The sequence below is a fragment of the Vogesella fluminis genome, from assembly GCF_014652335.1.
Lineage (GTDB): Bacteria > Pseudomonadota > Gammaproteobacteria > Burkholderiales > Chromobacteriaceae > Vogesella > Vogesella fluminis.
The window spans coordinates 1-15022 of record NZ_BMYP01000050.1 but is presented as its reverse complement, the minus strand read 5'-3'; the positions used below and the strand labels follow the sequence as shown (position 1 = coordinate 15022).

Below are 15022 nucleotides of genomic sequence, written 5' to 3'. Positions count from 1 at the left end.
GCCGAACCGCGTTTCGTTTGCGGCGTCAGCTGAGGAGGCGAACTATAGCTAAGCGCAGAAGTAGCGTCAACAGGTTTTTTGCAGAAAAGTGCGTGTTTTGACAAAAAAGCAAACCAACCCACTGATTTACAAACAATTACCCGATTAAACTATTTTGTAACCAACCGCAAAACCGGCCTTCCCACCGCCAGACAGCCCGCTCTCCCACCTGCCAAATATTCAAATTCTGCTCTTTCTACAGCAGATTTTTGTGTTTGCCCGCTTTTGAAACGTTAACGGCCGCCTGACGGCGGCCGCTGACGCGGACAGGGTTGGCCGCAGGCCTTGCGGCCAACCTTGTGGGCGACGCTTAGCTGCGGTAGTCGGCGTTGATCTTCACGTACTCGTAGGAGAAGTCGCAGCTCCACACCGTGGCGTTGGCGAGGCCACGCCCCAGCACCACGCGCACGGTGATCTCGTCCTGCTTCATCACGCGCTGACCGTCTTCCTCTTTGTAGTCCGGATTGCGGCCGCCGTCCTTGGCCACCAGCACGTCGTCCAGGTACAGCTCCAGGCGATCGACATCCAGGTCGCCGATGCCGGCGTAGCCGATGGCGGCGAGCAGGCGGCCGAGATTGGGGTCGGAGGCGAAGAAGGCGGTCTTCACCAGCGGCGAGCGGCCGATGGCGTAGCCGACGGCCTTGCACTCGGCGACGCTGCGGCCGCCTTCGACCTGGATGGTGATGAACTTGGTGGCGCCCTCGCCGTCGCGCACGATGGCCTGCGCCAGCTCGACGGAGACGTCCAGCAAGGCGGCCTTCAGCTGCTCGTAGGCCGGGTGGGTGACGGAGTCGATGCGCGGCGCGCCGCTCTGGCCGGTGGAGATCAGCATGAAGCTGTCGTTGGTGGAGGTGTCGCCGTCGATGGTGATGCTGTTGAAGCTGAGGTCGGCGACGTCCTTCACCAGCTGGTTCAGCACCGGACGGGTGATGGCGGCGTCGGTGGCGATGAAGCCGAGCATGGTGGCCATGTTCGGGTGGATCATGCCGGCGCCCTTGGCGATGCCGGTGATGTTCACCTGCTGGCCGTCGATGTCGAGTGTGCGGCTGGTCGCCTTCGGCGCGATGTCGGTGGTCATGATCGCCTCGGCGGCGTCGGCCCAGGTCGCGGTCTGCCGTGTCGGCAGGGCGGCGACGATCTTGTCGACCGGCAGCGGCTCGAGGATCACACCGGTGGAGAACGGCAGGATCTGTTCCGGCAGGCAGTCCAGTTCCTTGGCCAGCGCCTCGCACACCGCGCGCGCGTTCTGGCGGCCGGATTCGCCGGTGCCGGCGTTGGCGTTGCCAGTGTTGATCACCAGCGCGCGGATCTGCACGCCGGCGTCGAGATTCTGTTTGCAGATCTGTACCGGGGCGGCACAGAAGCGGTTTTGCGTGAACACGCCAGCGACGGTATTGCCCTTGTCAATGCGGATGACCAGTACGTCCTTGCGGCCCGGCTTCTTGATACCGGCGCAGGCGTAGAACAGGTCCACACCGGCGATGGGCGCGAGCTGCGCGTTATCGATGGGCTTGAGATTCACTGGCATGACGTTTCTCCGTAATTTGGTGTCGCGTCATTGTAACTGAATCCGCGATCCCGGATCACGCCTCGCCGTCGCGCACCAGCGCCAGCAGCGCACTGCCGTAACGGGCGACCTTCAGCTCGCCCAGGCCGTAAATCTTCTTCAGTGCGGCCAACGTTTGCGGCCGTTGCAGCACCAGCTCCTGCAGGCTCTTGTCGGAGAACACCGCGTAGGCCGGCACGTTGTGCTCGTCGGCGGTGGCCTTGCGCCAGCGGCGCAGCGCCTGCCACAGCCGCTCCTCGCGCTCGGTGCGCAGCCAGCGCTCGGCGTGCACGCTCTGCCGCTTCTTGTCGTCGGCCAGCGGCCGCAGCGCGATCTGCTGCTGCCCCTTCAGCAAGGGCCGGCAGGCGTCGGTGAGCAGCAGCGACTGGCCACGCACGATGTCGACCACCAGCAGCTTGCGCGCCACCAGCTGGCGGATGATGGAACGCCAGCCCTTCTGGTTCAGCTCGCGGCCGATACCGAAGGTGGACAGCTTGTCGTGGCCGAAGTGGGTGACGCTCTGGTTGGCGCGGCCGAGCAGCACGTCGATGACATGGCTGGCCGCGAAGCGCTGTTCCACTCTATAGATGCAGGACAGCAGTTTCTGCACCGGCACCGTGGCGTCGAAGGTGGCCGGCGGGCGCTGGCAGTTGTCGCACTGGCCGCACGGCGCCGACGACTCGCCGAAGTAGGCGAGGATCTGCTGGCGGCGGCAGCTGGCGGTTTCGCAGTAGCCGAGCATGGCGTCGAGCTTGGTCAGCTCCACCTGCTTCTGCTGCTCCGCGCTGTCGCCGGACTCGATCATCTGCGTCAGCTGCACCATGTCGTTGAGGCCGTAGCACAGCCAACTGGTGGCCGGCAGGCCGTCGCGGCCGGCGCGGCCGGATTCCTGGTAGAAGCTCTCCGGGCTTTTCGGCAGGTCGATGTGGGCGACGAAGCGCACGTCCGGCTTGTCGATGCCCATGCCGAAGGCGATGGTCGCCACCATCACGATGCCGTCCTCGCGCAGAAACGCGCGCTGGTTGGCGTCGCGCTCGGCGTGGCTCATGCCGGCGTGGTAAGGCAGCGCGCGCAGGCCGTTCTCGCACAGCCACTGCGCGGTGTCGTCCACCCGCTTGCGCGACAGGCAGTAGACGATGCCGGAGGCGCCGGGGTAGTCGTGTTCGATGAAGGCCAGCAGCTGCTTCTTGGCGCTGTCCTTTTCCACCACCTGGTAGAAAAGGTTCGGACGGTCGAAGCTGGTGACGAACTGGCGCGCGTCCTGCAATTGCAGGAAGTGCAGCATGTCGGCGCGGGTCTCGGCGTCGGCGGTGGCGGTCAGCGCGATGCGCGGCACCTGCGGCCAACGTTGGAACAGCAGCCCCAGCTGCTGGTATTCGGGGCGGAAATCATGCCCCCACTGGCTGACGCAGTGCGCCTCGTCGATGGCAAACAGTGCGATCCGCGGCAGGCTGGCCAGAAAATCGAGGAAGCGCGGGCTGAGCAGGCGCTCCGGCGCCACGTACAGCAGGTCCAGCTCGCCGCTGCGCGCCATGCGCGCGATCTCGCGGGCGTCGTCCGGCGCGGTGGCGGAATTGAGGCAGGCGGCGGCGACGCCGGCTTCCTGCAGCGCCGCCACCTGGTCCTGCATCAGCGCGATCAGCGGCGACACCACCAGCGCCACGCCGTCGCGCAGCAGGGCCGGGATCTGGTAGCACAGGCTTTTACCGCCGCCGGTGGGCATCAGCACCAGCGCGTGGCCGCCATCGGCGACATGCTCGATGATGTCGCCCTGCATGCCGCGGAACGCCGGGTAGCCGAAAGTGTTCTGAAGTATCGAGAGCGCGTGCTGCATCGGTGATTTCCATTGGGGGCGTCCATTGTACGCCAAAGCGGCGCGCCGCCCGCGACTCGCCACTTTGGCTTTATCGGCAGAGTGTGCGAGACTTTCCCATGTCTTTAGAAAGTAGCCGTGATATGCGATTGATTTTCCTTGCCGCCGCCAGCCTGTTGCTGGCCGCCTGCGCCACCCAGCCGCGTCCGGGCAGCACCAAGCCGGTACGGCCCGGCACCGCCAAACCGCTACCGGCACCGGTCACCGTGCCCAACGCCGAGTGGCAGATCATCGGCGTGTCGCCCAACGGCAATATCCTGCACGAGGTCGACGTGCTGAGCATCCGCCGCGAAGGCGCGCTGACGGTGTTCCGCGACCGCAAGACCATCTTCAATCCGCGCAAGGAAAACTTCCTCAACACGCCGCAGCACAAGTATTCGCTGAACCAGTGGGAGGTGAACTGCACCGCCAAGACCTTCCGCCTGCGCAGCATGGCGCTGCTCGACGACGGCGGCCGCCAGCTGCTCGACCGCAGCTTCAGCGAGGCAGAGATCAAGCCGATGCCGGTGGTGAAGCAGTCCGCCGCCTTCCAGCAGGTGGAATTCGTCTGCCAGCGCAGCCGCTGAGCGGCCTAACGATTTCGTGATTTGACCCCCGGGGAGCCAGCATGCGTCGCGTTGTATTCAATCAGAAGGGCGGGGTCGGCAAGTCGACCATCACCGTCAACCTCGCCGCCGCGGCCGCCGCCGCCGGGCGCCGCGTGCTGGTGGTCGATCTCGACCCGCAGGGCAACAGCAGCCACTACCTGAGCGGCAGCACCACGCCGCCGCCGGTGTCGGTGGCCGGGCTGTTCAACCAGATGCTCAACATCAGCATGTTCGAGAAACCGGTGACCGACTTCGTCACCGCCACCGCCCACCCCAACCTCAGCCTGCTGGCCTCGCATCCGGAGCTGGCCGAGCTGATGGTGAAGCTGGAAGCGCGCTACAAGATGTTCAAGCTGCGCGACGCGCTGGAACAACTGGACGGCCACTTCGACGAAATCTGGATCGACACCCCGCCGGCGTTGAACTTCTACACCCGCTCGGCGCTGATTGCGGCCCACCGCTGCCTGATCCCGTTCGACTGCGACAGCTTCTCGCGCCACGCGCTGCTGGGGCTGATAGCCAGCGTCGGCGAGATCCGCGCCGACCACAACAGCGGCCTCAGCGTGGAAGGCATCGTCGTCAACCAGTTCCAGCCGCGCGCCAGCCTGCCGCAACGGCTGGTGCAGGAGCTGCGCGACGCCGGCCTGCCGGTACTGGACCCGCCGCTGTCGGCGTCGGTGAAGATCCGCGAATCGCACGAGCGCAGCCTGCCGATGGTGTATCTCGACGCGCGCCACAAGCTGTCGCAGGAATTCACCGCCCTGTACCAGGCCCTGCGCCAGCCGTAACCGGACAGGGCTGCCCCGGTGCCAACCACCCGCTCACCGCGCATCCTGTGGCTATTGGGCACCAGCTGCAGCCTGCTGCTGTGGCTGGGTGCCAGCTGGCTGCAGCAGGACAGCGAGCGGCAACAGCTGCGCAGCCAGCAGCTGCGCGAAGCGGAGCTGCTGGTCGACAACGCCGCCAACCAGCTCAACTATGCGCTGCTGGCCGGCCAGGCCGCCACCGAACTGCTGCTGTCCGACAATGGCCAGAGCGGCCAGAACGCATTCCAGCGCTTTGCGCCGTTCATCCTCTCCGATAATGCGCTGTTCGATTTCGTCGCCACCGTGCGCCGCCTGACGCCGTCACAGCGGCCACACTACGAGCTGCAGCAGACGGTGATCCTGCGTGAATACCGCGACGGCCGGCTGGGAGCCGCCCGGCAGCGGCCACTGCACTTTCCGGTAGAGCAGCAATACCCGGAAAACAGCAAGGCGTTGCCGGCACAGCTCGACCTTGCTTCACAGGACAATGTCGATACCGCGCTGCAGCGGGTAAGCAAGACCGGGCGCCCGGCGATCGCGCTGATCCAGGCCGGTAACGCCAGCCGCCTGTCCGCCTTCTTCAGCGCCCGCGGCCGCCCCGGCGACCAGCTGCTGGTGATGGGCATCAACCCCGGCGGCCTGCTCAGCACGGTGCCGATCGCGGTAGACGTATTCCGCCCGGCACTGCCCTACCGCCTGCGCGTGCTGCTGAAGGACCGCGCGCGGACGGTGATCCTCGACAGCCAGGGGCTGGATCATCCGCCGCCAGCGGAGCAGCCGACGCTGTCCTCCACCCGCACCATCGGCGGCCAGCCGCTGATCTTCGAGCTGTTCCCGACCGCCATCAGCGACAGCGGTCACGATTACAGCCAGGACGCGGCGATGCTGCTGGCACTGGTGATCATGGCCACGCTGTCCGGCCTGATCGTGCGCCACAGCCAGCAAAGCCAGCAGGTACAGCGCCTGCGGCTGCAGGCACAGGGCACGCAGAACGCACAGCTGCAGCAACAACTGCAACAACAGTTGCAGCTAGAAGACGGCTACAGGCAAACCATCCTGCGCCTGCGCGCCATCGTCGAGGGCAGCGGCGACGCCATCCTGGTGATCGGCCGCGACGGCCTGATCCGCGACCTCAACCGTGCCGCCGAGGCGATGCTGGGCCAGTCGCGCGAGGTGCTGCTGGCGCTGCCGGCCGGCGCGCTGCTCAGCGAGCTGCACCCGGCGGAGCCGGCGCTGGGCTTCGAGCACCACGTCGCGCCGCGCATCGGCCGCCCGTTCGAGGCACTGATGATCTGCAGCGCATCGCAGATGCTGCAGGTGGAGGTGTCGCTGACCCACGTGGTGATCGGGCAGGACGCGGTGTACATCGCGGTGTGCCGCGACATCTCGGCGCGCAAGGCGAGCGAGGCGGCGCTGATCCAGCTGAAGGACTCGCTGGCGGAACAGGTGGAAACCCAGAGCCGGCAGCTGTCGGCGCTGCTGGACGCCAGTCCGATGGCGATGGCCTACATCGTCGAACTGGAGTTCAAGCAGGTCAACCACGCCTTCCTCGAACTGTTCCACCGCCGCGAGGACGAGATCATCGGCCAGTCGACGCGCATCCTGTACGACAGCGACGAGCACTTCGCCCGCACCGGACGCCAGGTGTACCCGGTGCTGCACAGCGGCCAGGTGTCGCAGGGCGAGATCTGCCTGCAGCGCGGCGACGGCGCAGCGCAGTGGGTGTACATGTACGGCAAGGCGGTCAGCGCCGACAAGCCGGCGCTGGGCTCGATCTGGCTGTACCAGGACATCTCGGCGCAGCGCGCGGCGGAAGACAACCTGCGCCACGCCAAGGAGCTGGCCGAGGAAAACAGCCGCGCCAAGACCGAATTCCTCGCCAATATGTCGCACGAGCTGCGCACGCCGATGCACGCCATTCTCGGCTTTGCCGAGATGGGGCAGAACCGCGTCGAGCGCGCCGCCGCCGACAAGCTGCGCCACTACTTCGAGCGCATCCACAGCAGCGGCACCCGCCTGCTGACCCTGCTCAACGACCTGCTCGACCTGTCGAAGATGGAAGTCGGCAAGATGATCTACACCATGGCGCCGTGCGACGTCGGCCAGGTGGCGCGCGAGGCGGTGGACGAGCTGCGCGGCATGGCGCAGCGTCACGACGTGCACCTGCAGCTGGTGGTGCACGGCAACGCGCCGCTGTACGCCGAGGTCGACGCCTTCCGCATCGGCCAGCTGCTGCGCAACCTGCTCAGCAACGCCATCAAGTTCAGCCCCGCCGGCACGCCGGTACAGATCGACCTCGCCATCGACACTGCGGCCAACCTTTGCCTCAGCGTGCGCGATTTCGGCCCCGGGGTGCCGGCCGCCGAGCAGGAGCAGATCTTCAATACCTTCATACAAAGTTCGCTGACCAAGACCGGCGCCGGCGGTACCGGCCTTGGGCTGGCGATCTGCCGCGAAATCGTGCACGCCCACCGCGGCCGCATCGAGATCCTGCCGGTTGCCGGCCGCGGCGCCCATTTTCGCGTCACCCTGCCGCGAGGCAGCGTTGGCGCCAGCGAGGAATCAGCCTGATGAAAAAACGCCTGTTACTGGTCGACGACGAACCGTTCAACCTGGAACTGATGACCGACCTGCTGGAAGACGCCGGCTACGACACGCAGCAGGCGCTGAACGGCGAGGACGCGTGGCAGATCCTGCAGCGCGAAGGCGAACAGTTTTCCGCCATCCTGCTCGACAAGATGATGCCCGGCATCAGCGGCGTCGACCTGCTCAAGCGCATCAAGGCCACCGAGCGGCTGGCCTTCCTGCCGGTGATCATGCAGACCGCGGTCGGCGCCGCCGCCAGCGTGCAGGAAAGCCTGGCCGGCGGTGCCTTCTACTACCTGACCAAGCCGTTCTCTCGCGACATGCTGCTGGCGGTGGTCGGCGCCGCCACCGAGCACTGGGACCGCCACCAGTACTTCGTCGAGCTGGCCAACCAGCAGCTGGACGCGCTGCAGCACCTGGAGCAGGCCAGCTTCCGCTTCCGCCAGCTGCACGAGGCGCGCTGCGTCACCGCGCTGCTGGCGCGCACCAGCCACAGCCCGGAAAAGACCGCCACCGGCCTGTTCGAGCTGATCGTCAACGCCATCGAGCACGGCAACCTGGAGCTGGACTACCAGGAAAAGACCCGGCTGCAGCGCGAGGACCGCTGGCAGGAGACGCTGCAGCAGCGGCTGGCCGACCCGGTGCTGGGCGCGCGCGAGGTCCGCGTCGACATGCAGCGCCACGGCCGCGACCTGCACTTCACCATCAGCGACCAGGGCAAGGGTTTCGACTGGGCGCGCTACCTGGTCGACGACCCGACGCAGCTGATCAGCAGCCACGGCCGCGGCATCCTCATCGCGCGCAAGCTGTCCTTCGACCAGCTGCAGTACCAGGGCAACGGCAACCAGGTGCTGGCCATCGTTCACGGCTAAGCACCGGTTCACGATCTGCCGTGACGGATGTCCACGGGGCGATGCGGTGTTGAAAACGGCTTCGGCATGCGGGTTGATCTCCCGCTAAATGCCGCTTCCGCCGCCGTTTTTGCCTTGTCTCGCGTGAGCGCGCGAGACTTTGAACAGGCTCTAAGGTCACGGCCGCCAGTAGCGTGCCGCCTGCGCCCGCCGCGCCTGCAATTCGCCCTGCTGCGACCCCAGCCGCAGCGCCAGCGCGCCGTCGTGATCGCTGCGCCACACGGTGATGCCGGCTGCGTCCAGCCGCGACAGCACCTGTGGGTGCGGATGGCGGTAACGGTTGCGGTAGCCGGCGCTGAGCAGCGCCATCTGCGGCTGCACCTGGCGCAGCCAGTCGTCACCGCTGGAAGTACGGCTGCCGTGATGGCCGAGCACCAGCCACTGGCTGCGCAGTACGCTGCCGTAACGCGCCACCAGCGCCTGCTCCACCGCCAGCGGCGCGTCGCCGGACAGCAGCAGCGCCTGACCTGCGGTGGCGACCCGCAGCACGCAGCTGTGCGCGTTGTCCTCGCCCTGCCACGCCGGCGGCGGCCACAGCACGTCGAAACGCACGCCGTCCCACACCCAGCTTTGCCCGCCGCGACACGGTTGTGCGCCGGGATAGAACTGCGGCTGGCCGGCGAGGATGCGGCCAACCTTGATGCCGTCGCGCAGGCTGGCGGCGGCGCCATCGTGATCGCTGTCGTGGTGCGACAGCAGCAGCGTGTCCAGCTGGCCCACGTCCAGCGCGCGCAGCGCCGGCAGCAGCACCCGCGTCGCCTCGCCGGCGCCGGTGTCGTACAGCAGAGCGTGCTGCCGCGTGCGCAACAGCACCGCCAGCCCCTGGCCAACATCAAGCAGCTCCACCGCCAGCGTGCCGCTGGCCGGCGCCGGCACCCGGTACAGCAACAGCGGCAGCAACAGGCAGGCACCCAGCGCGCGCCCGCTCCTCGACCACGGCAACAGGGCCAGCAAGGTGCCGGCCAGTGCCGCCAGCAACAGCGGCCACGGCAATAGCGGCACCGGATACAGCGGCGCGCCGGCCAACAGGTCCACCCACCACCAGAACAGCTGCGCCACCCAGCCCGCCACTTCCGCCAACCACGGCCACGGCAGCAGCGCCGCCAGCAGGGCCAGCGGCGTCAGCAGCAAGGACACCAGTGGCGTGCCCAGCGCATTGGCCAGCGGCGACACCAATGGCAGCTGGCCGAAGAATAGCGCCAGCGGCACGGTCGACGCCAGCGTCACCAGCCCTTGCGCCTGCAGCGCGGTCTGCCACTTGCCGCCCGGCGCGCGGCGGCCGGCCACCATCACGATCAGCGCCGCCACCAGCCCGAACGACAGCCAGAAGCCCGGCGCCAGCACCGCAAACGGATCGAGCAGCAACACCAGCGTCAGCGCCGCCAGCCAGATCTGCAACGGCGACAGCCCGCGCTGGCTGGCCAGCGCCAGCGCCGCCATCACCAGCATCCACAGGCTGCGCTGCGTCGGCACCGAGAAACCGGCCAGCGCGGCATAGGTGCCGGCCGCCAGCACCGCGCCGCCCAGCTCCCACCACAACGGCCGCCGCAGCGGCGGCAGATGGCGCAGCGCGCGACGCAACAGCCACGCCACCAGCAAGGCGATCATCGTGATGTGCAACCCGGAGACGCTGACCACGTGGGTCAGACCGGTGGCGGCCAGGCGCTGCCAGTCGTCGCGCGTCAGCGTCTGCTGCGCCCCCACCGCCAGGGCCGCCACCAGTGCCGCCGCGCGCGCCTCGTCACTGCCGGTCAGCAGCCGCTGCGCCACCCGCTCGCGCAGGCGGTCGATGCGCGCCGGCCAGTCCGTCGCCCTGCCCAGCGCCTGCCGTCCCTTGAGCACGCTGCCGGTGGCCAGCACCCCTTCCGACCAGTACCACGCCTCGGCGTCGAAGCCGGCAACGTTGGCCGCACCGCGCGGCGGGCGCAGGCGCGCGCTGAGGCGCCAGCGGCTGCCGGCCGGCCACGCCTGCTGCCGGTAGTCGCTCAGCTCCAGCAACGGCGGCAGGCGGATGGCCGGGTTATCCACCGCCTCCACCTCGAAGCGCAGCCGCACGCCGAATTCGCCGGGCTTGGCCAGGCCGCGCACCACGCCGCTGAACTGCACCACCTCGCCGGCCAGTGCCGCATCCGGCCGCTGCGCCAGACGCAGCTCCGCCCGCCACGCAGCGTAGCCCAGCCCCAGCGTGGCGGCCACCAGCGCCAGCAGCCACAGGCGGCGCGTGCGCCACCACAGCGGCCACGACAGCAGCAGCACGGTCAGCAACAAGGGCCAGCTCGGCAGCTGCGGCAAAAACGCGCACAGCACCACCCCGGCACAGAAAAAGGCAAGCGGCAACATGCCACCATTTATTCACATTGCATCAAGAAAGGCAAAGCGCTTGCTGCCACCACGGCGATCCCGTATCTTCGCCGCGTCAACGAAGGAAGCCGCATGCACCCCACTCCCCTGTACTGCGCCGAGCGCGCGCGCCGCGACACCGCCAGGCTACTGGCCAGCCGCTTTGCCCTGCCGCTGGTCGCGCAGCGGCCGACGGACGGCTACTGGCTGGAACTGGGGCCGGAGCGGCTGGAGCTGGTCACCAGCGCCAAGCACGGCGCGGTGTACGCCGAATTCGTCGAAGGCGCCGCCCGCCACCGCCGCGAACAGGGCGGCGGCCGCGGCCAGCCGGTAGCCAAGGCGGTGGGGCTGAAAGGCGCCAAGGACCTGCCGCGGGTGGTGGACGCCACCGCCGGCCTCGGCGGCGACAGCTTCGTACTGGCCACGCTGGGCTGCCACGTCACCATGCTGGAACGCTCGCCGGTGGCCGCCGCGCTGCTGGCCGACGCGCTGGAACGCGCCGCGCGCGATCCGTCGACCGCCGACATCGCCGCGCGCATGACGCTGGTGCACGGCAACGCCATCGACTGGCTGGCGCAACAGGCCGCGCTGCCGCGCGAGGCGCGCCCGGACGTGGTGTTCGTCGACCCGATGTTCCCCGACACCGACAAGAAATCCGCCGCCGCCAAGAAAGGCATGCAGGCGTTCCAGCACGTGATCGGCGACGACCTGGACAGCGCCGAGCTGCTGGCTGCCGCCATCGCCGCCGCCACCGTGCGCGTGGTGGTGAAACGGCCGCAACGCGGCGTGCCGATCGCGGGCGTGAAACCGTCGGTGGTGCTGGACGGCAAGTCCACCCGCTTCGACCTCTACATCATCAAGGCGCTGCGGCCGCAGGACTTCACAGACGCGGACTGAGCTTGCGGCCAACGTTGGCCGCAAGCTTCAGGACACGAACAAAGGGCAAGCCGCACGGCTTGCCCTTGTTCATGTGACGCCCGGAATACGCCTGCCGCGCTAGTAGACAAAAGGAATCACCCGGTAACGCACCCCCTGCATGTATTCCCGGTACTGCGCGTCCAGCGCCAGATGACGCTCCTCCCTGACGATGCGCAGCCCCAGCAGCACGACCAGCAACAGGTAGAGGGCGACGTTCGGCAGCGAGGTCTCGCTCAGCACGTAGCCGGCAAAGATCAACAGATAACTGGCATAGATCGGGTGCCGGACATAGCGGTACATGCCCGCCGTCTTGATCTCGCGCCTGGCGGCGACGAGGGCAATGCTGCGATTGAGCGACAGCAGGCTGGCAATCTGCAGCACGATCCCCAGCCACAACAACACCACGCCGTATGGCAGCACACCCCACTCCGTCGGGCGGAACAGCAGCGGCGCAAAGGTGCCACCCAGCGCCGCCAGCCAATCCAGTGGGATCAGCGAAATGGTTTTCGGCTCGCTGCGGATCAGGAACAGCACCGCCGTCAGGGTTTCGGAAAAAATCACCAGCAACAATGACGCATCATGCTCTTTCTGGAACCTGGCAAAATGGGCATAGGAAAACAGCAACCACAGCACCGCCAGCAGCAGGCCGCCATAGACATTGAACCGCTCGGACTTGAGCACGCGGACGATCACACCCATGACACCCTCCCCATCTGCCGCGACAACACCGCGACACCGCCGGAAACCGTCTCTCAAGACTAGCAGCAATCATCCGCCCTTGCGGCCAAGCTTGCGCCACAGCGGCAGCGATGCGTTACACTGCCCGCCCCGGCGCGCGCGCGCCATCCACCGTCCCCTATCCGGAGCCATAGCGATGTCCGAGTTTGCCGTAGAATTCAAGGTGCGCGATTACGAGTGCGATATGCAGGGCATCGTCAATAACGGCGTCTACTTCAATTATCTGGAGCACGCGCGCCACGAGTTCCTGCTGCACAAGGGCATCGACTTTGCCGAGCTGGCGCGGCAGAAGGTGAATCTGGTGGTGGTGCGCTCGGAGCTGGACTACAAGGCGTCGCTGACCAGCGGCGACCAGTTCGTGGTCACCGTGGCGTTCGAGGCGGTGTCGCGCGTGCGCTTCGGCTTCCGCCAGCAGGTGATCCGCCTATCCGACCAGAAGGTGGTGCTGGAGGGGCTGATCATCGGCACCGCCGTCAACGAGCGCGGCCGCCCGGCGATACCGGAAGCGTTCGCCGCGCAACTGGCCGGCTGAAGCACCCGCCCCGCAACAACGCCCTGTCCCGCGACAGGGCGTTGTCGTTTGCGGCCAACCCTGGCCGCCGTCCCCACCCGCCCCCACCGCCTCGACGCCAGTCGCCTCGACACCTGCCGCCGGACACGCTACCCTTGCGCCCTTTTTTTCATTTCAAATCAGTACTTTGTATATACAAATGAACGCAATCCTGATCGCAGTAACCCTGATGCTGGCGCTGACCCTCGCCCGCACCCATGTCGTCATCAGCCTGCTGCTGGGGGCGCTGGCCGGCGGCCTCAGCGGCGGGCTGGACCTGGCGCAAACGCTGGCCGCCTTCAACAAGGGCATCGGCAATGGCGCGGCGGTGGCGCTGTCCTACGCGCTGCTGGGCGCCTTCGCGGTGGCCATCGCCAAGTCCGGCCTGCCGCACGCGCTGGCCGATGCCGCGGTGGCGCGGCTGCAGCGCAGCGACGGCAGGACGCGGCTGAAGTGGCTGCTGCTGGCGCTGCTGGCCGTGGTCAGCGTGATGAGCCAGAATCTGGTGCCGATCCACATCGCCTTCATCCCGCTGCTGATCCCGCCGCTGCTGTACGTGATGGCGCGGCTGCAGCTGGATCGCCGCGCGGTGGCCTGCGTGATCACCTTTGGCCTGGTCACGCCCTACATGCTGTTCCCGGTCGGCTTCGGCGACATCTTCCTGAACCAGATCCTGCTCGGCAACATCCGCAAGGCCGGCATGGACGTCTCCGGCGTCAACGTGATGCACGCGATGGCGATCCCGGCCGCCGGCATGCTGGTCGGCCTGCTGCTGGCGGTGTTCGTCAGCTACCGCAAGCCGCGTTCGTACTCGCTGGGCAAGATCGAGAACGCCGAGCGCACCGGCACCCGCATCAGCCGCAAGGGCACCGTCACCGCGCTGCTGGCCATCGCCTGCGCGTTCGCGGTGCAGCTGTACAGCGACTCAATGCTGCTGGGCGCGCTGTGTGGCTTTTTGCTGTTCATCGCCACCGGCGCGCTGAAATGGCGCGAGGCCGACGACGTGTTCAGCGACGGCATGAAGCTGATGGCGATGATCGGCTTCGTGATGATCACCGCGCAGGGCTTTGCCGAGGTGCTGACCGCCACCGGCCAGATCGGCGAGCTGGTCAGCGCCTCCGCCAGCCTGTTCGGCGACAACCGCGGCATGGCCGCGTTCGCGATGCTGTTGGTCGGACTGGTGGTGACCATGGGCATCGGCTCCTCGTTCTCCACCGTGCCGATCCTGAGCGCGATCTACGTGCCGCTGTGCCTGCAGCTCGGCTTCTCGCCGCTGGCGACGGTGGCCATCATCGGCACCGCCGGCGCGCTGGGCGATGCCGGTTCGCCGGCATCGGACTCCACGCTGGGGCCGACTTCCGGCCTCAATGTAGACGGCCAGCACGACCACATGCGCGATACGGTGATCCCCACCTTTTTGCACTACAACCTGCCGCTGCTGGCCGCCGGCTGGGTGGCGGCACTGGTGCTGTAGCCAAAAAAGTGGTGCCGGGACTTGCCAAGTGGAAAATCTTCGGCAATAATGCACGCCTCTTCGCCGGTGTAGCTCAGTTGGTAGAGCACCTGACTTGTAATCAGGGGGTCGCGAGTTCGATTCCTGCCGCCGGCACCAATAAAATCAAGGGGTTACAGATTTCGGTCTGTAACCCCTTGGTCGTTTCTGACGCCAAACCGGCAAAATGCCCCCACATTTGCCCCCCCAGCGTTTTTTGCTACACCTGCTGTTTTCTCGCACTCACCACCACGATACGAACAATTCCTGGCTCACGCTGGCCATACTTGTTGCGCCATGCACTCACCAGCGCGGCTTCGTCATCGCCCTGTCTGATGATGATCGCCGGTAATACCTCATTGCGGGCATTTCTGGCGGCTTCTAGCGCGTTCAATCGTTTGCGTAGCATCATGGCTTGTCAGCTCGGCAAGATCGCTGCCAGCGCCTGCCATGCGCCGGTAACGTCATTCATGGGCGGCACTGGCTGGCCAATGTCCGTGCATATGGCCGACACCAGCGAAAACACCAGCGGTTTACGGCCCGTCACCTCCAAGGCTTGCAAGCGGCGGTATAGTGCATTCCATTACCCATAAGTCTGCCGGAATCGCATCCCGAGGACGCAGGCAGCAATTTTCT

Annotated in this window: 12 protein-coding genes and 1 tRNA gene; 8 read left to right on the top strand and 5 right to left on the bottom strand. The window is 67.0% G+C overall.

The genetic code is table 11. From position 1 onward, the window contains the following. Positions 1–349: 349 nt before the first annotated feature. On the bottom strand, positions 350–1567 hold the full coding sequence (argJ, locus tag IE083_RS14185) for a bifunctional glutamate N-acetyltransferase/amino-acid acetyltransferase ArgJ (protein ID WP_189354640.1): 1218 nt from the start codon (positions 1565–1567) through the stop codon (positions 350–352). A 55-nt stretch (positions 1568–1622) separates the two neighbouring features. Beyond that, positions 1623–3419: a DNA helicase RecQ gene (gene recQ / locus IE083_RS14180; RefSeq protein WP_189354638.1), complete on the bottom strand. Its 1797-nt coding sequence runs from the start codon at positions 3417–3419 to the stop codon at positions 1623–1625. Between the two features lie 122 nt (positions 3420–3541). Between recQ and IE083_RS14175 the strand changes: the two genes are divergently transcribed. The 4 genes from IE083_RS14175 to IE083_RS14160 are packed head-to-tail and all read left to right on the top strand — an operon-like array spanning position 3542 to position 8309. Next, on the top strand, positions 3542–4024 hold the full coding sequence (locus IE083_RS14175) for a surface-adhesin E family protein (protein ID WP_189354636.1): 483 nt from the start codon (positions 3542–3544) through the stop codon (positions 4022–4024). Positions 4025–4065: 41 nt separating this feature from the next. Beyond that, a complete protein-coding gene (locus tag IE083_RS14170; protein ID WP_189354634.1) occupies positions 4066–4833 on the top strand; it encodes a ParA family protein in 768 nt (255 codons plus the stop codon). Between the two features lie 18 nt (positions 4834–4851). Then, a complete protein-coding gene (locus IE083_RS14165) occupies positions 4852–7422 on the top strand; it encodes a sensor histidine kinase (RefSeq protein WP_189354632.1) in 2571 nt (856 codons plus the stop codon). Then, positions 7422–8309 carry an ATP-binding response regulator gene (locus IE083_RS14160; protein ID WP_189354630.1) on the top strand — a complete coding sequence of 296 codons (888 nt, stop codon included), beginning with the start codon at positions 7422–7424 and terminating at the stop codon, positions 8307–8309. The genes IE083_RS14165 and IE083_RS14160 overlap by 1 nt, the downstream gene beginning before the upstream one ends. Before the next feature lie 156 nt (positions 8310–8465). Here the strand turns inward: IE083_RS14160 and IE083_RS14155 are convergent, their stop codons facing one another. Beyond that, the gene (locus IE083_RS14155; protein WP_189354628.1) at positions 8466–10688 is read right to left on the bottom strand and encodes a DNA internalization-related competence protein ComEC/Rec2; all 2223 of its coding nucleotides are present in this window, start codon (positions 10686–10688) and stop codon (positions 8466–8468) included. A 93-nt stretch (positions 10689–10781) separates the two neighbouring features. On the opposite strand from IE083_RS14155, the gene IE083_RS14150 reads away from it, so the two are divergent. Beyond that, complete coding sequence (locus tag IE083_RS14150) at positions 10782–11585, top strand: class I SAM-dependent methyltransferase (RefSeq protein ID WP_189354626.1); 804 nt, start codon at positions 10782–10784, stop codon at positions 11583–11585. Positions 11586–11684: 99 nt separating this feature from the next. Here IE083_RS14150 and IE083_RS14145 read toward each other — a convergent pair whose 3' ends face one another. After that, positions 11685–12305 carry a methyltransferase family protein gene (locus IE083_RS14145; protein ID WP_189354624.1) on the bottom strand — a complete coding sequence of 207 codons (621 nt, stop codon included), beginning with the start codon at positions 12303–12305 and terminating at the stop codon, positions 11685–11687. Positions 12306–12480: 175 nt separating this feature from the next. Here IE083_RS14145 and IE083_RS14140 point away from each other — a divergent pair, with 175 nt between their 5' ends. The 3 genes from IE083_RS14140 to IE083_RS14130 all read left to right on the top strand — a co-directional run bounded on the left by IE083_RS14140 (position 12481) and on the right by IE083_RS14130 (position 14506). After that, positions 12481–12876, top strand: coding sequence for an acyl-CoA thioesterase (locus IE083_RS14140; protein ID WP_189354622.1), 396 nt, complete (start codon positions 12481–12483; stop codon positions 12874–12876). A gap of 178 nt (positions 12877–13054) precedes the next feature. Then, on the top strand, positions 13055–14368 hold the full coding sequence (locus tag IE083_RS14135) for a Na+/H+ antiporter family protein (protein ID WP_189354620.1): 1314 nt from the start codon (positions 13055–13057) through the stop codon (positions 14366–14368). A 62-nt stretch (positions 14369–14430) separates the two neighbouring features. Then, positions 14431–14506: transfer RNA gene (locus IE083_RS14130), tRNA-Thr, on the top strand. Between the two features lie 100 nt (positions 14507–14606). Here IE083_RS14130 and IE083_RS14125 read toward each other — a convergent pair. Then, positions 14607–14798, bottom strand: a complete 192-nt coding sequence (locus IE083_RS14125) for a hypothetical protein (RefSeq protein ID WP_189354618.1) — start codon at positions 14796–14798, stop codon at positions 14607–14609. Between the last annotated feature and the right edge of the window lie 224 nt (positions 14799–15022).